The organism is Phaeodactylibacter xiamenensis (assembly GCF_000759025.1).
GTDB classification, from domain to species: domain Bacteria; phylum Bacteroidota; class Bacteroidia; order Chitinophagales; family Saprospiraceae; genus Phaeodactylibacter; species Phaeodactylibacter xiamenensis.
Genome location: NZ_JPOS01000016.1, coordinates 13,553 through 38,996 on the forward strand (window position 1 = coordinate 13,553; position 25,444 = coordinate 38,996).

The window sequence follows — 25,444 nt, forward strand, 5'->3', positions numbered from 1 at the left end:
AAACCTCTTTTCCTAGATCGCAAAACAAACAAAACATGAGCCGAAGCCTATTCCTCAGGGACAGCGTCGTGCGCAAGAACCTTATGGCGCTTACTGGTCTGTTCCTGTGCCTGTTTTTAGTGATTCACCTTGCCGGCAACCTACAGCTCCTCCTGCCCGCCGAACAAGCTCAGGTGCAGTACAACCACTATTCAGAGCTGCTGTCCCACAATATTTTCATTAAGATCGTTTCCTACGCCCTGTACGCCAGTATCATCGCCCACGCTGTCTATGCACTCATCCTGACCCTTAGGGCCAGACAGGCACGCGGCGCACAAGGCTATGCCTACGACAAGCGGGGACAGGTTACGCCATGGTACGTGCGCAATATGGGCGTGCTGGGGGCATTACTCCTGGCCTTCATCATCATCCACATGCGCGACTTCTGGTTTCAGTACAAGTTCACCGAAATGCCGCTGGACGCTGAAGGGCGCAAGGACCTCTACACTATAGTCGCCGTTGCCTATCAGCAGTTATGGTATGTTGCCCTTTACGTGGCGGCTATGCTGGTGCTGGGTTTCCACCTGCTGCACGGCTTCCATAGTGCTTTTCAAACCCTGGGGCTATACCACAGCAAATACAATCGCTGGGTCAAATGGGCCGGCTATGGGTACACCTTTATTATAACCGCCGGCTTTACCATCATCCCTATCTACATGTACTTCATCCAAAACCAGCCCCTGCCATGAAATTAGACGCAAAAATACCAGAGGGCCCGCTACAGGAGAAATGGAACCGCTACAAAGCGACCTGCCGCCTCGTGAGCCCCAACAATAAAAAGAAACTGGACATCATCGTCGTGGGCACCGGCCTGGCAGGCAGCTCTGCCGCCGCTTCCTTTGCGGAAATGGGCTATAAAGTCAAGTCTTTCTGCTTTCAGGACAGTCCGCGGCGGGCACACTCCGTAGCGGCACAGGGTGGGGTCAATGCCTCCAAGAACTATCAGAACGATGGCGACAGCGCCTTCCGGATGTTTTATGATACCCTCAAGGGGGGCGACTTCCGGGCGCGGGAAGCCAATGTCTATCGCCTGGCAGAATGTTCTGCCAACCTGATCGATCAGGCCGTCGCGCAGGGCGTTCCTTTTGCCCGCGAGTACGGCGGGTACCTGGCCAACCGCTCCTTTGGCGGGGTGCAGGTCCGGCGTACGTTCTACGCCCGTGGCCAAACCGGTCAGCAGTTGCTCCTCGGGGCCTATTCTGCCCTCAACCGGCAGGTGGCCGAGGGCAATATCAAACTCTTCTCCCGACACGAAATGCTGGAGCTCGTGCTCATCGATGGAAAGGCCAGGGGCATCATCGCCCGCAACCTGGACACCGGTGAGATCGAGCGCCACGCTGCTCATGCGGTCGTGCTGGCCACCGGTGGTTATGGCAAAATTTACTACCTCTCCACCCTCGCTATGGGCTGCAACGGCTCAGCCATCTGGCGGGCGCATAAAAAAGGCGCGGGGTTTGCTTCCGCAAGCTGGACACAGATTCACCCTACCTGCCTGCCCCAATCAGGCGACTATCAGTCCAAACTCACCCTAATGTCGGAGTCCCTGCGCAATGACGGCCGCATCTGGGTGCCCAAAAAAGAAAATGACCCTCGCGAACCAGGCGACATCCCCGAAAACGAGCGCGATTATTACCTGGAGCGCCGCTACCCGGCCTTCGGCAACCTCGCCCCCCGGGACATCGCTTCCCGCGCTGCCAAAGAACGCATCGATGCCGGATTTGGCGTCGGCCCACAGCGCAACGCAGTTTACCTCGACTTTGCCCACGCCATTCAGGAATACGGAGAAGATACGATCCGGGAACGCTACGGTAACCTCTTCCGGATGTATGAGAAAATTACCGGGCATAACGCCTACCAACGGCCAATGATGATCTCCCCGGCTGCCCACTTCTCTATGGGCGGGCTTTGGGTGGACTATGAGCTCATGACAAGCATTCCGGGGCTCTATGCCATCGGAGAGTGCAACTTCTCCGACCACGGGGCCAACCGACTGGGAGCCAACTCCCTGCTGCAGGCTTGTGTGGATGGCTACTTTATTCTGCCGTACACCATCGGCAACTATCTGGCGGATGAACTCCGGGTGGGCAGGATCAGCACTGATCACCCCGCTTTCGCGGAAGCAGAAACGCAGGTCCGGGAGCAGCTGCAACGTTTCCTCGACATCAAAGGCAACCGCACTGCTACCGATTACCATAAGGAACTGGGCCTGCTGCTCTACGATAAGTGCGGAGTACAGCGTACAAAAGAGGGGCTGGAAAGCGCTATCGAAAAAATCCGGGTGCTACGGGCCGACTTTTGGGAAAACCTCCGCGTACCCGGCACCTCTGAACACGTCAATACCGAGCTGGAAAAAGCCGGCCGCGTAGCCGACTACCTCGAACTGGCAGAGCTGATGTGCTACGATGCCCTTACCCGGGACGAGTCTTGCGGGGCTCACTTCCGGGAGGAGTTCCAGACGGCAGAGGGCGAAGCCGAACGTCGGGACGAAGAATACCAGTTCGTATCCGTTTGGGAATATGAGGCTGCGGATCAGGAGCCGGTACTTCACCGGGAGGAACTGGAGTTTGAAACCATTCAACCTAGCGTAAGAAGTTACAAGTAATGAAGATACAACTGAAAATATGGCGGCAGGAAAACGCCCAGGCAAAAGGCAAAATGGTGGACTACAACCTTCCGGATGTCAACCCGGAGATGTCCTTCCTCGAAATGCTTGATGTCCTGAACGAAAAACTGATCCGCTCCGGGGATGACCCCATAGAATTTGACCACGATTGCCGGGAAGGCATCTGCGGGCAGTGCGGGCTCTTCATCAATGGGCGGGTACACGGCCCAATGTCAGCAACGACTACTTGTCAGCTGCACATGCGGCACTTTGAGGATGGGGATACCATCTATGTGGAGCCGTTCCGGGCCAGCGCTTTTCCGGTAGTGAAAGACCTGCGTATCGACCGCTCCGCTTTTGACCGCATCATTCAGGCCGGGGGCTTTATTTCCACCCGTACCGGTGATGCGCCAGAGGCCAATGCCATTCCGATCGGGCACCAAACCGCGGAGGATGCCTTTGATGCAGCCGCCTGTATTGGCTGCGGTGCCTGTGTGGCGACTTGCAAAAATGCCTCTGCTGCCCTCTTTACCGGCGCAAAGGTCAGCCACCTGGCTATGCTGCCACAAGGCGAGCCGGAATCTCCCGAACGGGCAGAAAAGATGGTCGCGCAAATGGAAGCCGAAGGGTTTGGGCACTGTACCAATACCGGAGCCTGTGAGGTCGAATGCCCGCAGGAGATCTCCATCGAGCACATTGCCCGCATGAATTTTGAATACAACAAAGCCGCTGTGCTCGAAAAATAGCACCCGGCAAGACAACCAATATTATGGAACAAAAGCTTCAATCTCTACTCGAAAAGATTCAGCAGGAGGGCGTAGACAAAGGTCAGGAGGTAGCCAACAGCCTCATCAACGATGCCGAGCAAAAAGCGGAGGACATCGTCACCGCTGCGCAGCGCCGTGCCGAAGAAATCCGTAAGCAGGCCGAACAGGACGCAGAGGAGCTGAAACGCAACGTCACTTCTGAGCTGAAGCTATCCGCAGAACAGACCGTGGAAGCCCTGCAGCAACGCATTACCGAACTGATCACTGCTAAAGCCACAACTGCCCCAACGCAGGCTGCTTTTAGTGATAAAGCCTTCCTCAAAGGTGTGATACAGTCACTGATCGAACAGTGGCAGCAGGACGGTCAGGGCGCAGCCTTACACCTTTCGCCGGAGCGGGAAAAAGAGCTTTTTGACTTCTTCTCCGCCCTGGCTCAGGAAAGCCTGAAGGAGGGCCTTGTAGTCAAACCCGCGCCTTCCCTTGCAGAAGGCTTCCGTATCGGACCGGCGAATGGCAGCTATGTGGTGTCATTCACCGAAGAAGATTTTCAGGCTTTCTTTGCCGACTTCCTGCGGCCCCGGACCAAAACCCTTTTATACGGCGAAGGCTAGATTTTATACACCAGCACAAAGCAAAACATGAGCCAACTGCAAAAACGCGATTACTTCTACCTCATCTCCAGTTTACCGGAGATGGTGCTCGACCAAAGCCGGGCGCCCTATACCATGGTGAACTTTGTGGCGCAGTTGGAAGAGGCACTTGAGCCTGATGATTTCAAACTCGTCCGCATACTCCTGCGCCCCCACGACAACCGCAACCTGCTCCTGCTCCTGGGAGAACAGTCTGGCGACTGGGATACGCTGGGGCAATTTTCAGAAGCTGAAATGCAGGAAGCCCTCAGGGCAGACAACGGGCTACCAGAATACATGCACCGGTTTTACCGGGCGTACCAAAGCGAGCAGCCCATCCACCCGGAGCAAAGCTGGACCAATCAGTTAGCCGGGCTATACTACGAGGCCGCACTCCGGCAAACGGAAGGCTTCCTCCACGACTGGCTGGTATTTGAGCGCGGGCTGCGCAACATCCTCGCAGCCTGGAATATCCGACATTATGCCCTACAGGGCGAAGGACAACTGATCGGTCAGGGCGAAAACATTGAAGCACTGAAAAAATCCCGCGCCCGCGACTTTGGGCTGGGCACCGATTACCCCTACCTACCGAAACTACTCAATCAACTGGAACGCGAGGACCTCATGATCCGCGAAAAGGATATCGACCGCGTACAGTGGAATTATATAGACGAACAGCTGACCTTCCACTACTTCAGCATAGAAGTGGTGCTGGGCTATCTGTTGCAGCTCCGTATGCTGCAGCGGTGGCTTTCTCTTGACCCGCAGGCCGGGCAGGAACGGGTACGCAGCTTCATTTCCGAAATGGAACAAAAGATAGAACGCTCATGACGGCAACGCAGCAACATACCACCGGCCGCGTCAACGGCATTATTTCCAACCTCGTCCTCGTAGAAGTGGACGGCCCGGTTGGGCAAAACGAAATCTGTTTTATTCAGCACGGCGACACCCCACTGATGGCAGAGGTCATTAAAGTGATGGGCGACAAAGCCTATGTGCAGGTTTTTGAGAGCACCCGCGGGCTCCGGCCCGGCATGGAGGTGCGCTTCGAAGGGCACATGCTTGAGGCTACCTTTGGCCCGGGCATTCTTTCCTGCAATTATGATGGCCTCATGCACGACCTGAGCACCATGAGCGGCATTTTCCTGCAAAGGGGCGACTACACCTCTGCCCTTGACCTGAAGAAGGAATGGGCATTCGAGCCTTTGGCTAAAGCCGGGGACGAAGCCACCGCCGGGCACTGGCTCGGGAAGGTAGACGAAAACGGTATTGCCCACAAAATTATGGTACCCTTCAAAATGAAAGGGCGCTATACCGTGGAGGAAGTGATGCCGGCCGGCAACTACAAAGTTCAGGATACCATTGCTGTGCTCAAAGATGAGCGCGGGACCGAGTATAAAGTGAGCATGCTCCAAAAATTCCCTGTAAAACAGGCGGTGAAGGCGTACCGGGAGAAACCACGCCCGTTCCAACTACTGGAAACCGGCGTGCGCACCATTGACACCCTCAATCCTATGGTGGAAGGTGGTACGGGCTTCATCCCGGGCCCCTTTGGCAGCGGCAAGACCGTACTGCAGCATGCCATTTCCAAACAGGCAGAAGCTGATATCGTAATCGTAGCCGCTTGTGGTGAGCGTGCCAACGAGGTCGTCGACCTTTTCGTGGAATTCCCAGAACTGGAAGACCCCTGGACCGGCCGTAAGCTCATGGAGCGGACCACCATTATTGCCAACACCTCCAATATGCCGGTGGCGGCACGGGAAGCTTCCGTTTACACCGCAATGTCGATTGCCGAGTACTACCGATCAATGGGGCTGAAAGTGCTGCTGTTGGCCGACTCCACCTCCCGCTGGGCACAGGCGCTCCGGGAAATGTCTAACCGGATGGAGGAATTGCCAGGCCCGGATGCCTTCCCGATGGACCTTCCGGCTATCGTGTCCAACTTCTACGCACGGGCGGGTTATGTGTACCTCAATAACGGAGAGACCGGCTCTATCACCTTCATCGGTACAGTATCCCCTGCCGGTGGTAACCTCAAGGAGCCGGTGACGGAATCGACCAAGAAAGTGGCACGTTGTTTCTACGCCCTTTCCCAGTCCCGGGCGGACAGTAAGCGCTACCCGGCCATTGACCCCATTGAGAGCTATTCCAAATACCTGGAATACCCCGAATTGCAGCGGGTCCTGAACGAGCAAATTGAAGAAGGCTGGACCGAAAAGGTCAACGAGCTAAAGAATATCCTGTTGCGGGGCAAGGAAGCCGCCGAGCAGATCAACATCCTCGGTGATGATGGGGTGTCTATTGATACTCACCTGGTGTTCTGGCGGTCTGAAGTGGTGGATGAGATCATCCTCCAGCAAAACGCTTTCGACGAGGTGGATGCCCGCACACCTATGGACCGGCAGCAGTTCCTGGTCAACAAGGTGCTCGAAGTGGTGGCTACGCCCCTGAGCTTTGAGGGCTACGAGGCAATCAACCCCTACTTCAAGCGGGTCATCAATGCCATGAAGCAAATGAACTACTCAGAATTCGAGTCGGAAGCCTTCAATCAAAACATGAAGGAGCTGGAAGACACCCTGGCCGAACGTAAACAAGCAAACTAAAAAACGAATCATCATGCCTACCGCATTTCAACGGATATATACCAAGGTAGAGGAAATCACCAAAGCGACCTGCACGGTGCGTGCTACGGACGTTGGCTACGAAGACCTGGCCACCGTGAACGGGCAACTGGCTCAGGTGGTAAAAATTATGGGCGACGAAGTCACCCTGCAGGTATTCGCGGGCACGGAAGGGGTACCTACTAATGCCGAGGTCATTTTCCTGGGCAAAGCCCCAAGCCTGAAGGTGAGCGAGGCCCTGGCCGGACGCTTCTTCAATGCCTACGGCAACCCCATCGACGGCGGGCCGGAGGTGGAAGGAGAGGAACAGGAAATCGGCGGGCCCTCAGTAAACCCCGTGCGGCGGAAACAGCCTTCGGAGCTCATCACCACCGGTATTGCCGGTATCGACCTCAACAACACCCTGGTCACCGGGCAAAAGATCCCCTTCTTTGCCGACCCCGATCAGCCGTTCAATCAGGTGATGGCTACCGTGGCCCTGCGTACCGCTGCCGACCGTATTGTGCTGGGCGGTATCGGGCTGACCAACGATGACTATCTCTACTTCAAAAGTGTATTTGAAAACGCCGGCGCCCTCCACCGTATCGTCAGCTTCGTGAATACCACCGAAGACCCGACTGTGGAGCGCCTGCTCGTACCCGATATGGCACTGACCGCTGCGGAATACTTCGCCGTAGAGAAAAAGGAAAAGGTGCTGGTGCTCCTCACCGATATGACCCTCTACGCCGATGCCCTGAGTATCGTCTCCAACCGTATGGATCAAATCCCCTCCAAAGACAGTATGCCGGGCTCCCTGTACAGTGACCTGGCCAAGCTATACGAAAAAGCCGTGCAGTTTGACGATGGTGGTTCCATTACGATTGTAGCCGTGACTACGCTTTCCGGTGGAGATATTACCCACGCCATTCCGGATAATACCGGGTATATCACCGAAGGGCAGCTCTTCCTGCGCCGCGACACAGACATTGGCAAGGTAATCGTAGACCCCTTCCGCAGCCTCTCCCGTCTCAAGCAGCTGGTGATTGGTAAGAAGACCCGGGGAGACCACCCGCAGGTGATGAACGCCGCCGTGCGCCTCTACGCCGATGCCGCCAACGCCCGCACCAAGCTGGAGAACGGCTTCGAGCTGACCGACTACGACGAACGAACGCTGGAGTTTGCCCGGGAATATTCTGATAAACTCCTGGCTATTGATGTGAATATTGATACGGACAAAATGCTGGATACGGCCTGGCAGTTGTTTGCCGCGCACTTCTCAAAAGCCGAAGTGGGCATCAAGCAATCCCTGACGGACCAATACTGGCCCGAAAACCAATAATGAGCTATGGCTATCGCTTTCCAATATAACAAGACGTCCCTGCAGCACCTCAAGAAGCAGCTCAAGATTCGTGAGAATGCCCTGCCAATCCTTAAGAATAAGGAGGCCGCCCTGCGCGTAGAGGTCAAAAAAGCCCGTAAGGAAGCGGAGCAGGTGGCGGCAGAATTGGAACAGACGATTGACCGGCACGAAAGTATGGCCGGGCTTTGGGAAGAATTTGATTTCAATCTGCTAGAGGTGGAATCCGTTGAAATAGGCAGCCAAAAAGTGGCCGGCGTAGCCACACCGGTCCTCAAAGACATACAGTTCATCCGCCACCCGTTCAGCCTTTTCAACCGACCGGCCTGGTTTCCGGCAGGGATGGAACTGCTCAAGCAGTGGATAGAGCTCGCGCTGCGCCGCAAAGTCATCCTGCAGAAAATGGACCGCCTCGAGTTTGCCCGAAAAAAGACCACTCAAAAGGTCAACCTGTACGAAAAAGTGCAGATCCCCGGTTATGAAGATGCCATCCGAAAGATTGAGCGCTATCTGGAGGACGAAGAGAATTTGGCGAAAGCCGCCCAGAAGATTGTGAAAAAGCGCAGCAACAGCGATGCCTTATGATTGTACCGATGCAAAAATACCTGTTCCTGGTCCACCACTCCGAATACACGACATTCCTGGAGGGGCTGCGGCAGCTCGGCGTACTGCACGTACAGCAACAGGAAGGCGAACGCTCGTCCGGTCTAATGGACCGTTTGGCGCTGCAGCAGCAATTCCAAAAAGTGCTGAAAGCCCTGGAAAAGCGGGAAGTGGATGTGGAACAACGCACCGCCACCGCAGAGGAAGGGCACGCGGTAGCTGCGGAATTCCAAACCCTGACCGACCGCCTGGAGCCACTCCTTCAGGAACGCGCCACCGTGCGCAAGGAATTTGATATTCTGAAGCCATGGGGCGACTTTTCCATTGAGACCGTTAAAAAGCTGGAGGCCGCCGGGCTGGAAGTGCAGTTCCTGGTCTGCCCCACCAAAAAATACAATCCGGACTGGGCGAAAGATTACCCCATTGCCCATCTGCGCAACCTGGGCGCCAATTCCTACTTTGCAGGCATTACCAAGGCGGAAGCGCCCGTTGAAATTTCTGGTGTGGAGATGATCCCCGACCCCAAAAACGGAACAGTGGAACTTCAGGCCCGGCAGAAAGAACTGGACGAATCCATCGCCGATATCAATGCCCGCCTGGACCGGCTGGCACAGGTCGGCACACCCGCTCTGCAAGCCGCCCTGCGTGATTTGCAGGACACCACGCAATTGATGAGTGTCATTGAGCATACCCGGCGGGAAGCCGATGAGCAGCTGATGCTTTTGGAAGGCTATGCCCCAAAACCCAAAAAACAGGAAGTGGAAGCCCTGTGCGAACAACAAGGCATCCCTTTTCTGACCGAGCAGCCCAAGCCTGCCGATCAACCACCGGTGCTGTTGAAAAACTCGAGCTTCAGCCGGCTGTTTGAGCCGATTGCGAAGCTCTTTGCCCTGCCTTCCTACGGGGAGATGGACCTGACCCCTTATTTTGCGCCCTTCTTCCTGCTCTTCTTCGGCTTTTGCCTCGGCGATGCGGGCTACGGCATTGTGCTGTTGCTGGGCGCTACCGTCTATAAATTCCGGGCAGCAAAAGACATGAAGCCTATGCTGACGCTCGTGCAGTTTTTGGGCGTTGCTACGGTACTCTTCGGGGTGCTCACCGGCACGGTCTTCGGCGTGAACCTCCTGCAGGATCAGTTTGCCTGGCTGGGCAATATCCGGGAAATCATGTTGAACAGCGATCAGGCTTTTCAGCTCGCCCTGATTCTGGGCGTGGTCCAAATTCTCTTTGGGCTGGGCGTGAAAGCAGTCAACAAAGGGCGGCAGTACGGCTGGATGCACGGCATAGCGCCGGTAGGCTGGATACTGCTGGTGCTGAGCCTGGCGGATATTGGGCTGACCAAACAGTTGCTGCCGTATTCGCAGTACGCCGCCTGGGCAGCAGTAGGGCTGATCCTGCTCTTCAGCGACCCGGAAGGCGGCCTCTTCAGCCGGCTCGGCAGCGGCGCCTGGGCTTTGTACGGCATCACCGGCATCTTCGGGGACCTGCTGAGTTATATCCGGCTCTTCGCGCTGGGTATAGCGAGCGCCATCCTCGGGCTGGTCGTCAATGATATCGGCCTGCAGATCAAGGGCTCTATGGAGATTGTAGGCCCGATCCTATTTGTGGTATTCCTGCTCGTCGGGCATACCGCCAACCTGCTGATTGCCTCTTTGGGCGCCTTCGTTCACCCGATGCGCCTCACCTTTGTGGAATTTTACAAAAATGCCGGCTTTGAGGGCGGAGGGAAACCCTACGACCCGCTGCGGCAACAGGAATCATAAACGCGAACAAAAGAAAACAATAAAAGACATGAGTGCGATTGTAATAGCTTATCTGGGGATTGGATTAATGATTGGCCTTTCGGGCGTGGGCAGCGCCATTGGCGTTTCTATGGGCGGTAATGCGACCGTGGGTGCCCTGAAGAAAAACGAAGAGGCTTTCGGTAGTTACATGCTGCTGAGCGCCCTGCCCAGTACACAGGGATTGTATGGCTTTGCCGGTTTCTTTATCATTAATGCTTCCGGCGTACTGACGGATGCCATCACGATGCGGCAGGGTATTGCGGTCTTTGCAGCGGGCTTTGCGCTGGGGCTGGTTGCCCTGATTTCTGCCATGCAGCAGGGCCGGATTTGTGCCAACGGTATTGCCGGGGTGGGCGCAGGCTACGATGTATTCGGTAAAACGATGGTCCTGGCGGTATTCCCCGAGCTGTACGCGATTGTGGCCTTTGCGGCGACCTTCCTGATTAACGCAGGGTTGTAAACCGCCAAACCGGCTGGTAAAGGGCCTGTTTTGATCGGCTCCATAGTCAAATAGCTATAGCTATGCTTTTCAAGACCTATCTGCAGCAAGTCGCCTCCCTCTCTGAAGAAGAGTGGGAGGCCGCAAGCTCTGTATTTATCAGAGACACCTACCCGAAAGGTGCCTACTACATCCGGGAGCAGCAGTATTGCAACAAAATCTCCTTCATTGAGAAGGGCCTTTTCAAGCTCTTTTACCTTCATGAAGGAGACGAGAAGATCATGATGTTCTTTTCCGAGCAGCAATTCGTCACTGACTACTTTAGCTATCTGACCCGGACACCTTCCGTACGGCCCATTCAAGCTGTGGAAGACTCCGTAGTTTACAGTATTTTCAGGGATGACCTTGAAGCCCTGTTCAATACCTCAAAGAGCTGGGAGCGTATTGGCAGATTGCTGTCAGAGCGCTCCTACATTATCTCGGTACAACGCGCCAACCGGCTGTTACACGATGATCCGGATACCCGCTTTGATGCGCTGATGAGGGAGCAGCCTGAATTATTGCAACGGGTCCCACAGTATATGATTGCCTCTTACCTCAACGTGAAGCCCGAGACCCTCAGCCGGATCAAACGGCGACGAATGGGCCTCGATTCGATTAAACCCTCCGTCCACGATCCTATTGACCCTGACCTCACCTGATCTTTCTTGATCCGGATCAATGAATGCTTTCTCATTTGCTACGAGTTTTGCATAAACCTATCAAAACTCTAAATACAATGACGCGAAAGTTTTTGATTTTAAGCTTATTTCTTTTGAACGCTGGGCCTGCCGGCACCCAAATACCGAAGCCAAGGGCAACTATCAATCGTGTCCAAACGGATTACCAGGGCAAAAGGGTAAAGGCCCGGCAGCTCAGCGTGCAGTCTGAAATCCCAATGCCTGTAGAGGAAGTATGGGCTAAGGTACAAACCCCTGCATTGCTGGAATTTGTAGCAAAGGGCATGATCCGTTTTAATCCAATGGACGAGGGGTTTCCAGAAAAATGGGAAGCCGGTAAAACTTACAGCACCCGAATGCGCATTTGGGGGGTCCTGCCATTCGGAGGGATTCACTATCTGAAGATTGAAAAGATCGACGAAAGCAAATACCAAATCGCTACCCATGAATGGGACAACCGGGCAAAGATTTGGAAGCACGAAATTACGCTAAAGGATCTGGGCGATGGCCGTACCCATTATGAAGACACTATCGTGATCTATGGTGGTGGGCTTACCGGACTTATCACCAGATTTGCCAGGCGGTTCTATATTCACAGGCAAAAACGATGGCAGATTGTGGCTGAAGAGGGAATAGACTGAGCATTGAAAAGCATCAGAACGTCACCTTCCGGTATAAATCCCGCAGCAGAAAACCTCCCTCGCCCAGTACCGGGCAAGACTCGGATTCAGCTGTAAAATCCCGCAGCAGCCATCCATCCTGCTCGGGCTCACGGGTGTAGCTCGTTACCCGCATGGATGTACTGTGAATAAACAACAGCTGCTGTACAGAGGGCATTTCGCGGTAGTGGCGTAGCTTGGTAGAGAGGTCTTCCTGCTCGGTGGAAGGAGACAGTACTTCGACCAGCAGGACTGGGTTGGTGGTAGCGTTTACCCCGGGCAGCACTTCTTTCTTCTCGGCTTTCCCCCTGACGACGGTACAATCCGCGTTGTAGTAATTTTTGGTTATGCCCTCTGCGTAAAGGGGCAGATTGCTGCCGTAGATGTAATAAGTATCATCTTTGTCCAAAAGATTACTGATCAACTTGATTATTGCAGCAACGATCAATTCATGATTATCAGAAGCTTGGCCCATAACAGAAATAATTTCGCCACCGTAGTACTCCACGCGGTACTCTGCAGCAGGCAGGATCTCCAAAAAGTCTTCCCAGCTTGCCGCAATACGCAGCTCTGTGCCGTATTTCAGGCGTTCTTCCAGGGTTGTGGGGATTTGAGTGGTGACCTCCATCGGTTAAAGTTTAAATTTTTTCTGTAGCATAAGTTGGGTTCATATTTATGACGCGCTTAAAACAGGCTTCCCTGACGGGCAAAGCTCAGCGGGTTTTCCAATTCCAGCAACTGCCGTTTCATATCCAACCCGTAAAAGTACCCTTGCAGTTCCCCGCTTTTGGCAATACACCGGTGACAGGGCACGATGATGGCAATAGGGTTGTGCCGGTTGGCCTGTCCTACCGCACGTACAGCTTTTTTATCCCCCAGATTTTCAGCAATTGCCTGATAGGTGGTAGTGTGGCCATAGGGGATTTTCAAAAGTTCATTCCAGACGGCTCTGTGGAAAGGCGGGGCATCTCCGAAGTCAAGCTTGAGGTTAAAGCCATCCCGGTCGCCGCGAAAGTATTCCGCCAGTTGCTGTATGCAGGGTTTGAGGACCGCAGGGATAGGCCCCGTGGGACAAGGCTTGGTCGACACCATCTGAACCAGGCTGATGCCATCTTCACTACCCTCTACGCGAAGGCAGCCAAACGGGGACAGGAAATGGGCGTATTCAGTCACGGCTTGAAGATTATAGCTGTAATTTACCGGTTTTTCACCAATTCTTCAATCTTTATCTGCCCGGAGAGGCTTCACCGCCATCACGCGCAGCCTTTTGTAGTCGGCATACCAATGCCCATCCCGAAAAAGGTGGGGGCGGGCCGCTGCCTGTACCTGTGCTCTAATTTCAGCCGCTTTTCCCTCAGGGACTCCTTCGAAGAAAGCGCCGGCAAACATACTCAGCCAGTCTTCCACACCGTGCGCCGACGATTGCAATTGCGTGGGGCGGTCGTAATGTTGGGCGATTTCCACCTGAAACCCAGCAGCCTCCAGCGCACTTGTGTAGGTGCCGATGCCCGGGAAGAACCAAAGCTGCAATTCACTTTGAGACCGGTAACCACGGTTTTGCAATTCGGTGCGGAGCTGCCGGATGATCTGTTCAATATTCCCGGCTCCACCCATTTCCAGCACCAGCCTGCCCCCCGGCTTCAAATGACGGTACATGCACGCTATTGCCGCCTGATAATCCAGTACCCAATGCAAAGTGGCATTGGAAAAAATTGCATCGAATGGCTCCGTGAATGAAAAATCAGCGGCATCACCCACCTCAAAGTGCAGCTCCGGAAATGCCCTGCGCGCTTGTTCAACCATCTCCGCTGAGGCATCCATCCCGACCACCTCACAACCAGCCTGAGCGATTGTATGAGCCAGGTGCCCGGTACCACAGCCCAAATCCAGGATACGCTCCCTCGGCTTAGGGGCCAGCCATTCGATTAGGCCTTTGCCGTATTCCGCTACAAAGGCATGCTTTTGGTCATAGAGTTGGGCGTTCCAAACCGTGCGCTGCTTCATGACTTGGGGTTGTAGTAAATCCGGTAAATGGCATCGGCAAAATCATCGCTCACCAGCATAGACCCGTCCGGGAGCAACTCTATATCTACCGGGCGGCCCCAGACCTCCCCCTTGTCCAGCCACCCCTCAGCGAAGGGTTTATAACTGACCACTTCATTGCCGTCCAGGGTAGCCATCATGACCCGATAACCAATCTTTTCGCTGCGGTTCCAGGAGCCATGCTCAGCAACGAAAATTTGCCCCTGATAAGGTTCCGGGAACTGCTTACTGGTATAAAATTCCAGCCCAAGCGGCGCTACATGAGGACCGAGTTTTGCAGCCGGCGGGGTGAAGTCTGAGCAGGGGGCAGTATCTCCAAATTCAGGGTCCGGCAAATCGCCCTGATGGCAGTAAGGGTAGCCAAAGTGCAGCCCGTCTTCCGGTGCCCGGTTGAGCTCACAGTAAGGTTGATCATCGCCCATCCAGTCGCGCCCGTTGTCCGTAAACCAAAGCTCGCCTGTTTCGGGGTGCCAGGTGAAGCCTACGGTATTGCGGATGCCCTCCTGAACGACCTCCATGCCGGTCCCGTCCGGATTGAGGCGGGTGATGGAAGCAAATACGGGCTTTTCACTTTTGCAGATATTGCAGGGGGCACCCACCGGCACATAAAGCTTGCCATCCGGCCCAAAGGCGATATACTTCCAACCATGGTGAGTTTCGGTCGGATAACCATCGTAGACCACTTCGGGCTCACCGGGGTTATCCAGCCGGCTTTCAATATCCGGAAAGCGCAGGATGCGGCTGACCTCCGCCACGTACAGGTCGCCATCCCGGAACGCCACCCCATTCGGCATTTTGAGCCCGGCAGCCAGCACATACTGCTGATTAGGGCGACCATCGCCGTTGGTGTCTTTTAGGGCATAGACTTTACCCTCGCCTCTGGTGCCCACGAATAGCGTACCATCCGGGGAGAGGTCCATGGAGCGGGCATTTTTCACGCCTTCGGCATACACTTCTATTTCAAAACCTTCCGGCAACTGTATTTTATCCACAGGCAATTTGGAAGATTTGAACAGCTTGGGGCCGGGTGGGTTGATCTTCCCGCAGCTGAAGGCGAGCAGGGGGATAAGGACAAAAATGGGTAGTAATCGCATGGACTTTTTTAGAGGGAACAGATTTCCGGCATCCAGAGTTGGAAAAGACCCTCCTGTTTACGCGACGCTGCTAACTGCTTTTACCGGACTTCAATTTCCACCCGCCGGTTGGCCGCTTGCTGCCCTTCGGATCTGGCCCTTGGGTAGCGCATTTCCCAGTTGCCATGGGCTTTCCACGAAAGGCGGGCGGCGTCAATGCCATGGCTTGTCAAAAATTCATAAATATGCTTTGCCCGGTCTTCGGAAAGCTTGAAATTATCAGAAGATGGGCTCACCGGGGGAGCATTGGGTACATTGACATGCCCGTGGATGATGATCTCCAGATCGGCATTGAGCTCCATAAACCGTAGCAGCCGGTCGAGTTCCGGTAATGATTTCCGGAGGAGTACGGCCTGATCACCCACAAAGTGCAACCGTTTGACCGGAAGTTTAGCACCGGCATCCGCCGGGGGCAATGGCAGTGTAGCCTCTACATCCGCTGCAGAAGCGTCGGGCGCCAGTATTTTCGTATCAAAAAAGAAGCCCTTTGCGAAGGCATCCAGGCGCACGGGCTGCAGGGCAGGTATCAGGGTGGAGAACTGCCCGGTGGTATCCGTTTTAAGAGAATCCCTCCAGTTGTCCGTGGAAAGGTGGACGGTGGCAGGCACGCCAGTGCTGTCTGTCTGACTGCTGATTTGCCCCGTGAGTGCACGCATGGGCACGGTTGAATACACCTGCACCTCTACCCGGCGGTTTTGCTGCCGCCCCTCCGGTGTATCGTTATTGGCTACGGGTGCCGCCTCACCTTTGCCTACCTGCTGAAGCGTACTGTCCGGGATACCCGCTGCGGTAAGAAAGTCTGACACAGCCCGGGCACGCCTTTTCGAAAGGGCAAGATTGGCTCCGGAACCCCCGACTGCATCTGTATGTGCAGTCAGGCGGATATCGAGCCCCGGCAATTCCACGATATCAATGGCTAGTTGCTGCAGGCAGGCGCGGGCGTTGGCGGTCAGGCTATCCGCACCAAAATCGAAGTAAACAGGGAGGTCGCAGTATTGGGTGCGCTGGGTATTTTGTGCAGTACCGGTAAACATCAGCAGGCAGAGGAGGAAGGGGAGCAGGAGACGTGGCATGTTTTTTCTGCTCATAATACACTGTTGAGCAAATAGTTACAGCATAAAGCACTCCAATTCCAAAAACAAGGTTATTGCTGTAGCAAAGCCAGGGTTTCATTCGTCTTGAAGAAAAAAGGACAGATGCGTTTATTAGCAACAGTAATATTGGGCATGCTGATGCTCATTTCAGCAGGGTACAAAGAGGATAGGCAAACCGCACCCGCCAGCACCTCCGCTGAGGTATTACCACTCCTTGCACCGGGGCAACACCTCGGTATGATTACCGGTTTCAACCCCAGTCAGCCGGCAGCTACTGCCGATTCCACTGAAGCCCGCCGGGCAGAAGCGCGGGCAGCGGGGATGACCGTAGGCCGGGTACAGATCGACTGGCCGGAATTAGAGCCTGCTGAGGGGCAGTACGATGAAGCAGCGCTGCGAGATCAACTGCGAGAGCTGTCTGAAAAAGGACTGCAACCTTTTCTGACCTTGCCCGCCTACGATAGTGACGGCCCGGTACTACCGGCATACCTAGCGGGAAAAAACATAGACGATCCTGAGCTAATCAGCCGTTTCAAAGCACTAATGGACTGGGTAATCCCCATGCTTAAATCAGAGGGCGGCTGGGGCATCACGATTGCCAATGAGCCCGACAACTTCTTTGCGGAAAGCCCGGACCTGGCCGCTCGTATCTACACCTTTTTGGCAGAAACACGGCAGCACATCCATGAGCAATCACCGGAAATGGCAGTGACTGTCACGCTTAATATCGGCAATATGGCTGCAAGCCGGACAGAGATGGAATTACTCCGGACGGGAATGGATGTTGTTTGCTTTAACCTGTATGGCTCAGGGTTATTTCCGATCGATCAGCCTTATACGGCAGCGGAGATTCAAGCCGAAATGGATGCAGTATTGGATTTCGCTGAGGGTAAGTCCGTTATTTTTCAGGAAATCGGTATGCATAGCAATACCGACTTGCTCAACAGCTCGGAAGACATTCAGGCGGCATTTTTCGACACTTTCTTTGCCCGTATGCAGCAGGAGCCAATGATTCGCGCCGCTTTTATCTTTCAGTTGGTGGACTGGTCGCCGGAAGCCATCGCTGTATTTAATACGATTTTCGAGGAAGATGTCCCACAATCATTTATAGATCAGTACAGTGCCGTCCTTGGCTCCATTGGGCTGATCCGTTATGAGGATGGGCAGCAAAAGGCAGCCTGGGGGCGAGTGCTGTACTGGCTTGAAGTGCTGAGGGAATGAGCCTCAAAGCAGAACACCGGACTTTCGTCGACCCCAATCCGGAGTTTTACCCCTAAAGCGATGATCAATCTGATGGGCGAAGACCGCCTTTACGCCGTTTGGCAGGGGTAAAACCAGACTTCCTAACGATAATACACCCGTTTGCTATCAGGCCTTTAGGTTTGAGGATTTACTATGCCTGTAAAGCAACGCCCCCGCCCCATAAGCCGGCACATCCCACCAATCGGCAATGAAAGCCGGATTCCAAAGCGGAAAGCCACACTCGAACAAAAGAACGAACAGCAGGGTCGTCACGGCAATTTCCCAGGGCTGAAGCGGCCTCCAGCCATAGCGCCGTGTGCGCTCCCAGTCGAGCAGGCCTAGCACGATGGGCATGGAAAGAAAAGGGTCAAGGTAGGCGTGAAAAAAAGGCAGGTGGATGCCTAAGCCCTTTTGCAGCAGCTGATGCAGCACAAAAAGGAGCAGGCTGCCCCCAAAAACCTGCCGCCGGCTCATAGCGCCGCCATAAAGGCAAAGATTAAGCCGATGACCAGAAAGGGGGAAAGCGCAATCATAACGATAATGAGCAAGACTCGCAGCAGCACCTTACCTATCAACAGGTACAAAGGATCTTCCCCCCGAAGCTTTAGCTTTTCATCAATAGTCCGGTAGCTGTCTTTCATTTGGCCAATAGACTTGTCCATCATTTTTCCTTCGTCCTGCGGATCGGTTGATTGCTCCATTCAAAAATTATTTTAGAACAATTGTGCTAATTATTTTAGTTTAGAACAACTGTACTAGCTTTTTCGTTCTCAATAATATTAGTTTTGTACGCATGAAAACCAAAGACCGCATACTGCAAGCCGCCCTACGGCAGTTCAATGAGCTGGGTACCGATCAGGCGACGGTTCGGAGTATTGCGGAAGAGGTGGGCATCAGCCACGGCAACCTCTGTTACCATTACAAAAATACGGATGAGCTCATCGAGGCGCTTTATCTGCAACTGGTAGCGGAGATTTCGCCCTTTGCGGAAAGCGCATTCCGGCCGGACATCGATCTTCAGGAAGTGTGGGAACAGTCCTGGCTGACCTTTCAACTGATGTACCGTTACCGCTTCCTGCTCCTGGACTTTGCGCGCATCATACGCCGTATCGACAGCATGCGGCAAAACTTCCGGCAGCTGATGGTTTTGCGCCGTCAGCAGTTTCACCACGGGCTGCAGCAGCTTATTCAGCGGGGATGGATGGAACCGGAGCCCTTGCCCGGACAGTACGATCACCTGGTTACCCAATTCCTTATCGTTGGCAACCACTGGATTACAGAGTCTACCATACAGTTTGAACAGGAAGGGGAGGAAGTGGTGCGGTACTACCACCGGGCGATGATGGCTTTGCTGTTTCCTTACCTGAGCGAGAAAGGAAAGCAGATGCACAGGGAGCTAGCTCCGGATGGGAAATCCGGATTATAACCTTGAACATACCCCTGCAAAACCTTTGCGCCGCAGCCCCTCCGCTCTGGCAAGCACGTAAAGTTGCGCGGCCTAAAACTCACTCTTAAAGTGGAACTGCACCTTCGGATGATTCTCCTGCGCCATTTGCAGAGACCAGGCGGATTCTGCCAGATAGACCAGCTGCCCGTGTTTATCGCGGGCGAGGTCCCGCTTCCGCCGCTGAATGAATTCCTTCATGGCCTTCTCATCATCACAGGTGACCCAGCAGGCTTTATGGAGGTTCACCGGCTCGTAGCTGCACTTGGCACCGTACTCATGCTCCAGGCGGTACTGAATGACCTCAAACTGCAGGGCGCCTACTGTGCCAATGATTTTCCGGTTGTTATCCTCTTTGGTGAAAAGCTGTGCCACGCCCTCGTCCATTAGTTGTACCAGCCCTTTATCAAGCTGCTTATACTTGAGCGGATCAGCGTTATTGACAAAGCGGAACTGCTCCGGGGAGAAGCTCGGGATGCCTTTGAAGTGCAGGACTTCGCCTTCGGTGAGGGTATCGCCAATCTTAAAGTTGCCGCTATCGTAGAGGCCCACCACGTCACCGGGGTAGGCTTCCTCCAGAATGGTCTTTTTAGCCGCCATAAAGCTTGTGGGGTTCGGAAACTTCATCTTGCGGTTTTGCCGCACGTGCAGGTAATTGGTATTGCGCTCGAAGCGGCCGGAGCAGACCCGCAGGAAAGCGATACGGTCCCGGTGGTTGGGGTCCATATTGGCGTGTATCTTGAATACAAAACCTGCAAATTTATCTTCATTTGGTTTGACCTCCCGTTCTTCGGTGACCCGCCCAAGTGGCGGAGGAGCCACTTCCACAAAGCAATCGAGGAGCTCACGTACGCCGAAGTTGTTGATGGCTGAGCCAAAGAAAACCGGTGAAAGCTCGCCCTTCAGGTAGGCCTCCCGGTCGAATTTAGGATAGACCGACTCAACCATGTGCACTTCTTCACGTAGTTCATCTGCCGCTGCCTCGCCCACCAGCTCATCAAGCTGACGGTCAGTCAGGTCGTTGATTTCTATTCGATCTTCCTCATCCTCCTGCTTGCCGTGGGGGCGGAAAAGCACCAGCTTTTGCTCATACATGCTATATACGCCCTTGAAGCGCTGCCCCATACCTATCGGCCAGCTTAGCGGGCGAACGGTCAGCCCCAGCTTTTGCTCCAGCTCGTCGAGGAGGTCGAAGCCATCGAGGCCCTCGCGGTCCAGCTTGTTGATGAAGACGATGATCGGTGTGTTGCGCATGCGGCATACATTGACCAGCTTCTCGGTTTGTGCCTCCACGCCCTTAGCCACGTCGATCACTACAATCACGCTATCCACCGCCGTGAGGGTACGGTAGGTGTCTTCCTGGAAATCCTGGTGACCAGGGGTGTCAAGAATATTGATCTTAAGGTTGCGGTATTCAAAGGCCATGACGGAGGTTGCCACCGAAATACCCCGCTGCCGCTCAATCTCCATAAAGTCGGAGGTGGCGCTGCGCTTAATTTTATTCGACTTGACTGCACCGGCTACCTGAATGGCGCCCCCAAAGAGCAGCAATTTTTCCGTAAGGGTGGTTTTTCCGGCATCCGGGTGGCTGATGATGCCAAAAGTGCGGCGCCGGTTGAGTTCTTTGTTGAAAGACATATAGACTGCGTGAATTTTCGAAGCGCAAAGGTAGTTATTTTTCTGCCGAAACCACGGATGTTCAGGTATTTAGCGGCTATGATCGCAAAGACTCGCAAACCAAGGCCGGGTGAAGTGGGTTAATTGTAGAGTTAAATTGTTTTTACAACCCACTAACTGGACAACGCCCATGCTCGAACTCGCTGGCATCATCGTTTTAGGCATCTTCGCCCAATGGCTGGCCTGGCGCACCAAAGTGCCGGCTATCCTGCCTTTGATCCTGATTGGGCTGATCGTCGGGCCGATTTCCACCTTTTTTACCCACGATGGCGAGAAACTGCTGGAACCGCTCCTGGTTGAGAGCGAAAAAGGGACGACCGGGATTTTCCCCGGTAAATACCTGTTCTCTTTCGTGTCTCTGGCCATTGGCGTTATCCTGTTTGAAGGGGGGCTTACCCTGAAACGGAAGGAAATCGCCGGCGTGGGCCCGGCTATCCTGAAAATGATAACCGTGGGGTCGCTCATTACTTTTATTGGCGCCGGCCTCTTTGCGCACTACATTATGGAGCTCAACTGGGCGGTTTCCTTTTTGTTTGGAGCGCTTATTATCGTGACCGGGCCGACCGTAATTGCACCGATCCTGCAAAATATCCCACTCAACCGTAACGTCAGTACTGTTCTGAAGTGGGAGGGTATCCTGATTGACCCCATAGGTGCGCTCGTAGCAGTATTGGTCTTTGAGTTTATCCGCTCGGCGGAGGGCGGCGTGGAATTTACTTCCCATGCGCTGGTTTCCTTCTTCCAGATTCTTCTCATTGGTCTGGCCATGGGTGCCGTAGCGGGCTATGCCCTTTATCAGTTCATCATCCGGGACCTGATCCCCCACTACCTCCTCAATGTATTCACTCTGGCGATGGTGCTGCTTATCTTTGTATTTTCTGATGTGCTGGCCCATGAGTCCGGGCTGCTTTCGGTAGTCGTTATGGGCATGGTACTGGGCAATATGGATGTGCCCTGGCTTAAAGAGATCCTGTCGTTTAAGGAATCGCTGAGCGTACTGCTGATTTCTATTTTGTTCATCATACTGGCCGCACTAATCAACGTTGATGATATCCAAATCATTATCAGCGACTGGCGGGCGCTGGGTCTCTTCCTTTCCATTACCCTGATCCTGCGGCCCATAGGCGTATTCCTGAGCACGCGCCGCTCAGACCTGAATTTCCGGGAGAAGCTGTTTATTTCCTGGGTAGGCCCACGGGGAATTGTTGCCGCTGGTATTGCCTCGCTTTTTGGGCTGACGCTGACGTCAGAAAACCCACCGGTGGAAGATGCAGAGTTTTTGGTGCCTCTGGTGTTTATGATTGTGCTGGGCACTGTGCTCATCAATGCGACCACCGCCCGCTTTATTGCCAAAGTATTGAAAGTCACACTCGATAGCTCGGAAGGCATTCTCATTGTGGGCGCCAACGGAGCGAGCCGCATCATCGGGCAGTACCTGCAGGGGCGCAACCGGCATGTGGTGCTCATAGACAACAACGAGAGCAATGTAAAAAAGGCCAGAGAAGAAAACCTTGAAGCGTACAACGTCAATATCTACACCGATGACCTGTCCGATCAGTTTGAGCTGCTGGATATGGGCTACATGATTTCTATGACAAGCAGTGCCGACATCAACACCTACGCGGTGCGCAAATACCAGAAAATTTTTGGGGAGAATGGCGCTTTCCGCTTGCTGACGCCCGATGAACTCAAGCGCGGCCGGGAGGAGTTACCGCAGCAAGGCATTTTCTCCTACACCGATGACTTCCTCAACCTCAATGAGATTGCCCGGGACTTCCCGACGGTGCATGAACTGGAGGTGAATGCTAAAGAGGATATTGAGCGGATACTTGACCGCACCGCTGTTAATACACATACCGCACCGCTGTTTTTGCTTTCACCGGACGGCAACCTTGAACCCATCCCCCACAGCCTTGAGGATTACGAATGTGAGGAAGGGGTTAAGATTGTTTATCTGGGGCGCAAGCTGGAAAAGCCTTCCATTCAGGAAGTCATGGGCAAGTAAACTCAGGATTCCTGGCCGGCTTTATTGACCAGGTCGAGGATATCGTGCGTGGTGACGATACCGCAGATACTGTCTTTCCCGTCAAGCACAGGAAGGGCCTGGTAGCGGTTCTCCGACAAGAGGCGCACTGCTTCCTTTATGGGGTCGCTTTCCCGCAGCGTTTCCACTTCTTCCTGCATAATCTCCATTGCCTTAAAGGCCCGCAGCTTAGCGGTTTCGCGGAAGCGGTCCGTCTCATGGGAAGTATAGCCCCGCAGCAGGTACAGGAAATCCGACTTGCCAACGATGCCGACCACCTTGCGCTTCTCATCGAGCACCGGAATATGATGGATACGGTTTTCCTTGAACAAGGTATCAATTTCGGTAGCAGGGCTGTCCGGCGCAATGGTCTTGAGCTCGGTGGACATTATGGTGGAAATGGGCGCATTGAGGTCCATGGTGTTGCTGGTTTTAGTTTTGGAAAAAATCAAAAATAGGGCTTTTGGGTATTAGCCCTAAATTCCGGTCGTTAATAAATAGAAAAAATTACGTTTCCCAAACCTTGTCAGGGTATTTGAGTAAGCCGGTAGCGCCAGATAATACCCCTCAGCTTGTGCGCATATTCAGGATCGGTGGCGTACCCCCCGCTTTGAATGGCATCCGTCCAGCCGGTGTAATCGTTTGCTTCCAGGGTTTTGAGGATGGCGTAGCGCTCGCTTTGCATCAGAAAGTCACCAAAATCCTCGTAACTCCGGCGGATAAGCGGGTACTTTCTGAAGCAATCGTTCTGCGTCACCATCTGCTGCCCGTTGTATTCCTGCGTAGGCTTGCAGTACTCCAGTCCGCGCCATTCCGGTTTTGACTTGATGCCGAAGTGATTATTGGCATGCTTAGCCAGCTCACTTCTGCCCCAGTCGCTTTCCAGCCCGGCCACTGCATAGATAATTGCCTTGGGGATGCCCGTTTCCTGGTGCAGGGCTTCGGCAAGGAAGTCGTGCTTTTGGATATAGGCGCGGACTTTCCATGGGCGCTCTGCCGCCGCCGCCTGATTGCGCTCAGAGATAAAGCTGCACACCAGAATAAGCCCGAGGGCGAAGGTACTATAGTGGATGAAAGGTTGAAGGCGTTTCATGTTTAGACTGCTTTTTTCTGCGGGCAACAGCCCGCCGGGCATAGAAAGAATAGCATCAAATATACCAATGTCATCAAAAACCGGCAACAAGTCCAACAATACTGTACCTTTGCCGCGCAATTTTTCAGGCATGTGGCAAGAAGTCAAACATACTTTAAAGCTGGGCTGGCCCATTATACTGGGCAATATGACGCAGATTGCGCTGGGCATCATTGACAGTGCGATGGTGGGGGCTATCCACAGTTCGCAACTGGCTGCTGCCGCCTTCGTCAATAACCTCATCACATTGCCGTTGGTCCTCGGTATTGGATTGACCACTGCCATTTCCCCTTTAGTCGCTTCTGCAATGGGTGAAAATGAGCCCGATAAGCCGCTGCGCATCCTTTTCAACGGCGGGCTGATTGTGACCCTTATGTCGTTGCTGTTCGCTATTGGCATCCACTTTGGAGTAGATATGGTCTACTACTTCGGGCAGGATGAAATCGTAGCCGACCTCTCCCGTCCTTACCTGATCTGGATGGGCTGGGGTATGGTACCTATGGCTGTTTTCATGGCCATGAAGCAGTTTGCCGATGGGCTGGGTCACACCCGGGTGCCTATGTACCTGGCGCTGCTGGCCATCCCGGTGAATGTCCTGGTTAACTACGCTTTCATCTTCGGAGAATGGGGGGCACCGCGTATGGAGCTGGAGGGAGCCGGCGTAGGTACGATGGTCTCCCGTGTGGTCACCATGGTTGCCCTGTTTTGGCTGATCGCCTACGGCAAGGGCTTTGCGCCCTACCGGCAGCATCTGACAGATCAGCTGCAAATACGCCGGGACCGCTTTCAGGATATTTTCCGGATTGGGATTCCAGCCAGTTTGCAGTATGGTATGGAGTCTGCCGCCTTCGCCGTTTCCGGTATTATGGCCGGTTGGCTGGGCTATATTCAGCAGGCAGCCCACCAAATTGCCATCAGTATTGCCTCCTTTACGTTCATGGTGTCGGTAGGCATTAGTGCGGCAGGGAGCATAAGGGTGGGCTACGCCTATGGCCGGCAGGACTGGCTGCATGCCCGCAGTGTAGGGCAGTCTACCTTTGTGATTGCGGCGGCTTACGGGCTGCTCTGTGCCATTGTATTTGTATTGACGCGCCACAAGTTGCCCTTGCTTTTCAATGATGAGCCTCAAGTGGTCACCTACGCTGCCACCCTCTTGTTTCTAACGGCCGTCTTCCAGATTTCAGATTCTGTACAGGCCATAGGCGTCGGCTTACTGCGGGGTATTCAGGATGTAAAAGTGCCTACTTTTTTCGTTTTTCTGGCTTATTGGGCCATTGGCATCCCCTCGGGCTACTGGCTGGCTTTTGTGCAGGATTTGGATATCTCGGGGCTTTGGATCGGGCTGGTACTCGGGCTGAGTGCAAGTGCCGTGTTGCTCACGCTTCGGTTCCTACGGCTTACTAAACGGCAGACTGGGTCAGCTACAAAAACTTAACCCTCGCTTTACTTCCAGTTAAT

General features: G+C 54.0%; 26 protein-coding genes. 16 read left to right on the plus strand and 10 right to left on the minus strand.

Annotated features, from left to right (window positions below; all coding sequences use genetic code 11):
* Positions 1-35: 35 nt before the first annotated feature.
* From IX84_RS06115 to IX84_RS06170, 12 genes are all read left to right on the plus strand, one after another.
* The gene (locus IX84_RS06115) at positions 36-728 is read left to right on the plus strand and encodes a succinate dehydrogenase cytochrome b subunit (RefSeq protein WP_044217600.1); all 693 of its coding nucleotides are present in this window, start codon (positions 36-38) and stop codon (positions 726-728) included.
* A complete protein-coding gene (locus IX84_RS06120) occupies positions 725-2,641 on the plus strand; it encodes a fumarate reductase/succinate dehydrogenase flavoprotein subunit (protein ID WP_044217602.1) in 1,917 nt (638 codons plus the stop codon). The genes IX84_RS06115 and IX84_RS06120 overlap by 4 nt, the downstream gene beginning before the upstream one ends.
* Positions 2,641-3,387 carry a succinate dehydrogenase/fumarate reductase iron-sulfur subunit gene (locus IX84_RS06125; protein WP_044217604.1) on the plus strand — a complete coding sequence of 249 codons (747 nt, stop codon included), beginning with the start codon at positions 2,641-2,643 and terminating at the stop codon, positions 3,385-3,387. The genes IX84_RS06120 and IX84_RS06125 overlap by 1 nt, the downstream gene beginning before the upstream one ends.
* Before the next feature lie 23 nt (positions 3,388-3,410).
* The gene (locus IX84_RS06130) at positions 3,411-4,019 is read left to right on the plus strand and encodes a hypothetical protein (protein WP_044217606.1); all 609 of its coding nucleotides are present in this window, start codon (positions 3,411-3,413) and stop codon (positions 4,017-4,019) included.
* Positions 4,020-4,046: 27 nt separating this feature from the next.
* The gene (locus IX84_RS06135) at positions 4,047-4,868 is read left to right on the plus strand and encodes a DUF2764 family protein (RefSeq protein ID WP_044217607.1); all 822 of its coding nucleotides are present in this window, start codon (positions 4,047-4,049) and stop codon (positions 4,866-4,868) included.
* Positions 4,865-6,640, plus strand: a complete 1,776-nt coding sequence (locus IX84_RS06140; RefSeq protein ID WP_044217609.1) for a V-type ATP synthase subunit A — start codon at positions 4,865-4,867, stop codon at positions 6,638-6,640. Before IX84_RS06135 ends, IX84_RS06140 begins: the two co-directional genes overlap by 4 nt.
* A 10-nt stretch (positions 6,641-6,650) precedes the next feature.
* Positions 6,651-7,976 carry a V-type ATP synthase subunit B gene (locus IX84_RS06145; protein ID WP_152604940.1) on the plus strand — a complete coding sequence of 442 codons (1,326 nt, stop codon included), beginning with the start codon at positions 6,651-6,653 and terminating at the stop codon, positions 7,974-7,976.
* A gap of 6 nt (positions 7,977-7,982) precedes the next feature.
* Complete coding sequence (locus tag IX84_RS06150; RefSeq protein WP_044217613.1) at positions 7,983-8,579, plus strand: V-type ATP synthase subunit D; 597 nt, start codon at positions 7,983-7,985, stop codon at positions 8,577-8,579.
* Positions 8,576-10,360 carry a V-type ATP synthase subunit I gene (locus IX84_RS06155; protein WP_044217616.1) on the plus strand — a complete coding sequence of 595 codons (1,785 nt, stop codon included), beginning with the start codon at positions 8,576-8,578 and terminating at the stop codon, positions 10,358-10,360. The genes IX84_RS06150 and IX84_RS06155 overlap by 4 nt, the downstream gene beginning before the upstream one ends.
* Positions 10,361-10,388: 28 nt before the next feature.
* Complete coding sequence (locus IX84_RS06160) at positions 10,389-10,841, plus strand: ATP synthase subunit K (RefSeq protein WP_044148852.1); 453 nt, start codon at positions 10,389-10,391, stop codon at positions 10,839-10,841.
* 62 nt (positions 10,842-10,903) lie between these two features.
* Positions 10,904-11,521 (plus strand): Crp/Fnr family transcriptional regulator, encoded by a 618-nt coding sequence (locus tag IX84_RS06165; RefSeq protein WP_044217617.1) that lies wholly within the window; start codon positions 10,904-10,906, stop codon positions 11,519-11,521.
* A 77-nt stretch (positions 11,522-11,598) separates the two neighbouring features.
* On the plus strand, positions 11,599-12,180 hold the full coding sequence (locus IX84_RS06170; RefSeq protein ID WP_044217619.1) for a hypothetical protein: 582 nt from the start codon (positions 11,599-11,601) through the stop codon (positions 12,178-12,180).
* A 13-nt stretch (positions 12,181-12,193) separates the two neighbouring features.
* Here IX84_RS06170 and IX84_RS06175 read toward each other — a convergent pair whose 3' ends face one another.
* The 5 genes from IX84_RS06175 to IX84_RS30735 all read right to left on the minus strand — a co-directional run bounded on the left by IX84_RS06175 (position 12,194) and on the right by IX84_RS30735 (position 16,447).
* The gene (locus IX84_RS06175; RefSeq protein ID WP_044217622.1) at positions 12,194-12,826 is read right to left on the minus strand and encodes a Uma2 family endonuclease; all 633 of its coding nucleotides are present in this window, start codon (positions 12,824-12,826) and stop codon (positions 12,194-12,196) included.
* A 56-nt stretch (positions 12,827-12,882) separates the two neighbouring features.
* Positions 12,883-13,371, minus strand: coding sequence for a methylated-DNA--[protein]-cysteine S-methyltransferase (locus tag IX84_RS06180; protein WP_044217624.1), 489 nt, complete (start codon positions 13,369-13,371; stop codon positions 12,883-12,885).
* Positions 13,372-13,416: 45 nt separating this feature from the next.
* Positions 13,417-14,202: a class I SAM-dependent methyltransferase gene (locus IX84_RS06185; RefSeq protein ID WP_044217625.1), complete on the minus strand. Its 786-nt coding sequence runs from the start codon at positions 14,200-14,202 to the stop codon at positions 13,417-13,419.
* On the minus strand, positions 14,199-15,335 hold the full coding sequence (locus IX84_RS06190) for a PQQ-dependent sugar dehydrogenase (RefSeq protein WP_052515803.1): 1,137 nt from the start codon (positions 15,333-15,335) through the stop codon (positions 14,199-14,201). The genes IX84_RS06185 and IX84_RS06190 overlap by 4 nt, the downstream gene beginning before the upstream one ends.
* A gap of 80 nt (positions 15,336-15,415) precedes the next feature.
* Positions 15,416-16,447: an OmpA family protein gene (locus IX84_RS30735; protein WP_160213681.1), complete on the minus strand. Its 1,032-nt coding sequence runs from the start codon at positions 16,445-16,447 to the stop codon at positions 15,416-15,418.
* 123 nt (positions 16,448-16,570) lie between these two features.
* Here IX84_RS30735 and IX84_RS06200 point away from each other — a divergent pair, with 123 nt between their 5' ends.
* Positions 16,571-17,689, plus strand: a complete 1,119-nt coding sequence (locus IX84_RS06200) for a hypothetical protein (protein WP_152604941.1) — start codon at positions 16,571-16,573, stop codon at positions 17,687-17,689.
* Positions 17,690-17,836: 147 nt separating this feature from the next.
* Here the strand turns inward: IX84_RS06200 and IX84_RS06205 are convergent, their stop codons facing one another.
* Both IX84_RS06205 and IX84_RS06210 read right to left on the minus strand, forming a co-directional pair.
* Positions 17,837-18,184 (minus strand): hypothetical protein, encoded by a 348-nt coding sequence (locus IX84_RS06205; RefSeq protein WP_044217629.1) that lies wholly within the window; start codon positions 18,182-18,184, stop codon positions 17,837-17,839.
* The gene (locus IX84_RS06210; RefSeq protein WP_044217631.1) at positions 18,181-18,411 is read right to left on the minus strand and encodes a hypothetical protein; all 231 of its coding nucleotides are present in this window, start codon (positions 18,409-18,411) and stop codon (positions 18,181-18,183) included. The genes IX84_RS06205 and IX84_RS06210 overlap by 4 nt, the downstream gene beginning before the upstream one ends.
* 92 nt (positions 18,412-18,503) lie before the next feature.
* Between IX84_RS06210 and IX84_RS06215 the strand changes: the two genes are divergently transcribed.
* A complete protein-coding gene (locus IX84_RS06215) occupies positions 18,504-19,136 on the plus strand; it encodes a TetR/AcrR family transcriptional regulator (RefSeq protein ID WP_044217635.1) in 633 nt (210 codons plus the stop codon).
* Positions 19,137-19,208: 72 nt separating this feature from the next.
* Here the strand turns inward: IX84_RS06215 and IX84_RS06220 are convergent, their stop codons facing one another.
* On the minus strand, positions 19,209-20,792 hold the full coding sequence (locus IX84_RS06220) for a peptide chain release factor 3 (RefSeq protein WP_044217637.1): 1,584 nt from the start codon (positions 20,790-20,792) through the stop codon (positions 19,209-19,211).
* Between the two features lie 169 nt (positions 20,793-20,961).
* Here IX84_RS06220 and IX84_RS06225 point away from each other — a divergent pair, with 169 nt between their 5' ends.
* Complete coding sequence (locus IX84_RS06225) at positions 20,962-22,836, plus strand: cation:proton antiporter (RefSeq protein ID WP_044217639.1); 1,875 nt, start codon at positions 20,962-20,964, stop codon at positions 22,834-22,836.
* A gap of 2 nt (positions 22,837-22,838) precedes the next feature.
* On the opposite strand, the gene IX84_RS06230 is transcribed toward IX84_RS06225, so the two are convergent.
* Both IX84_RS06230 and IX84_RS06235 read right to left on the minus strand, forming a co-directional pair.
* Positions 22,839-23,273 (minus strand): CBS domain-containing protein, encoded by a 435-nt coding sequence (locus IX84_RS06230; protein WP_044217830.1) that lies wholly within the window; start codon positions 23,271-23,273, stop codon positions 22,839-22,841.
* A gap of 107 nt (positions 23,274-23,380) precedes the next feature.
* On the minus strand, positions 23,381-23,947 hold the full coding sequence (locus tag IX84_RS06235; RefSeq protein ID WP_160213683.1) for a glycoside hydrolase family 73 protein: 567 nt from the start codon (positions 23,945-23,947) through the stop codon (positions 23,381-23,383).
* A 67-nt stretch (positions 23,948-24,014) separates the two neighbouring features.
* Here IX84_RS06235 and IX84_RS06240 point away from each other — a divergent pair, with 67 nt between their 5' ends.
* Complete coding sequence (locus IX84_RS06240; RefSeq protein ID WP_160213685.1) at positions 24,015-25,421, plus strand: MATE family efflux transporter; 1,407 nt, start codon at positions 24,015-24,017, stop codon at positions 25,419-25,421.
* Positions 25,422-25,444 lie beyond the last annotated feature (23 nt).

Bases quoted from the DNA above. Each gene is read 5' to 3' on its own strand.
- IX84_RS06115 (WP_044217600.1), top strand. From the start codon at position 36: ATGAGCCGAAGCCTATTCCTCAGGGACAGCGTCGTGCGCAAGAACCTT.
- IX84_RS06120 (WP_044217602.1), top strand. From the start codon at position 725: ATGAAATTAGACGCAAAAATACCAGAGGGCCCGCTACAGGAGAAATGG.
- IX84_RS06125 (WP_044217604.1), top strand. From the start codon at position 2,641: ATGAAGATACAACTGAAAATATGGCGGCAGGAAAACGCCCAGGCAAAA.
- IX84_RS06130 (WP_044217606.1), top strand. From the start codon at position 3,411: ATGGAACAAAAGCTTCAATCTCTACTCGAAAAGATTCAGCAGGAGGGC.
- IX84_RS06135 (WP_044217607.1), top strand. From the start codon at position 4,047: ATGAGCCAACTGCAAAAACGCGATTACTTCTACCTCATCTCCAGTTTA.
- IX84_RS06140 (WP_044217609.1), top strand. From the start codon at position 4,865: ATGACGGCAACGCAGCAACATACCACCGGCCGCGTCAACGGCATTATT.
- IX84_RS06150 (WP_044217613.1), top strand. From the start codon at position 7,983: ATGGCTATCGCTTTCCAATATAACAAGACGTCCCTGCAGCACCTCAAG.
- IX84_RS06155 (WP_044217616.1), top strand. From the start codon at position 8,576: ATGATTGTACCGATGCAAAAATACCTGTTCCTGGTCCACCACTCCGAA.
- IX84_RS06160 (WP_044148852.1), top strand. From the start codon at position 10,389: ATGAGTGCGATTGTAATAGCTTATCTGGGGATTGGATTAATGATTGGC.
- IX84_RS06165 (WP_044217617.1), top strand. From the start codon at position 10,904: ATGCTTTTCAAGACCTATCTGCAGCAAGTCGCCTCCCTCTCTGAAGAA.
- IX84_RS06170 (WP_044217619.1), top strand. From the start codon at position 11,599: ATGACGCGAAAGTTTTTGATTTTAAGCTTATTTCTTTTGAACGCTGGG.
- IX84_RS06175 (WP_044217622.1), bottom strand. From the start codon at position 12,826: ATGGAGGTCACCACTCAAATCCCCACAACCCTGGAAGAACGCCTGAAA.
- IX84_RS06185 (WP_044217625.1), bottom strand. From the start codon at position 14,202: ATGAAGCAGCGCACGGTTTGGAACGCCCAACTCTATGACCAAAAGCAT.
- IX84_RS06190 (WP_052515803.1), bottom strand. From the start codon at position 15,335: ATGCGATTACTACCCATTTTTGTCCTTATCCCCCTGCTCGCCTTCAGC.
- IX84_RS30735 (WP_160213681.1), bottom strand. From the start codon at position 16,447: ATGCCACGTCTCCTGCTCCCCTTCCTCCTCTGCCTGCTGATGTTTACC.
- IX84_RS06200 (WP_152604941.1), top strand. From the start codon at position 16,571: ATGCGTTTATTAGCAACAGTAATATTGGGCATGCTGATGCTCATTTCA.
- IX84_RS06205 (WP_044217629.1), bottom strand. From the start codon at position 18,184: ATGAGCCGGCGGCAGGTTTTTGGGGGCAGCCTGCTCCTTTTTGTGCTG.
- IX84_RS06210 (WP_044217631.1), bottom strand. From the start codon at position 18,411: ATGGAGCAATCAACCGATCCGCAGGACGAAGGAAAAATGATGGACAAG.
- IX84_RS06215 (WP_044217635.1), top strand. From the start codon at position 18,504: ATGAAAACCAAAGACCGCATACTGCAAGCCGCCCTACGGCAGTTCAAT.
- IX84_RS06220 (WP_044217637.1), bottom strand. From the start codon at position 20,792: ATGTCTTTCAACAAAGAACTCAACCGGCGCCGCACTTTTGGCATCATC.
- IX84_RS06225 (WP_044217639.1), top strand. From the start codon at position 20,962: ATGCTCGAACTCGCTGGCATCATCGTTTTAGGCATCTTCGCCCAATGG.
- IX84_RS06230 (WP_044217830.1), bottom strand. From the start codon at position 23,273: ATGGACCTCAATGCGCCCATTTCCACCATAATGTCCACCGAGCTCAAG.
- IX84_RS06235 (WP_160213683.1), bottom strand. From the start codon at position 23,947: ATGAAACGCCTTCAACCTTTCATCCACTATAGTACCTTCGCCCTCGGG.
- IX84_RS06240 (WP_160213685.1), top strand. From the start codon at position 24,015: ATGTCATCAAAAACCGGCAACAAGTCCAACAATACTGTACCTTTGCCG.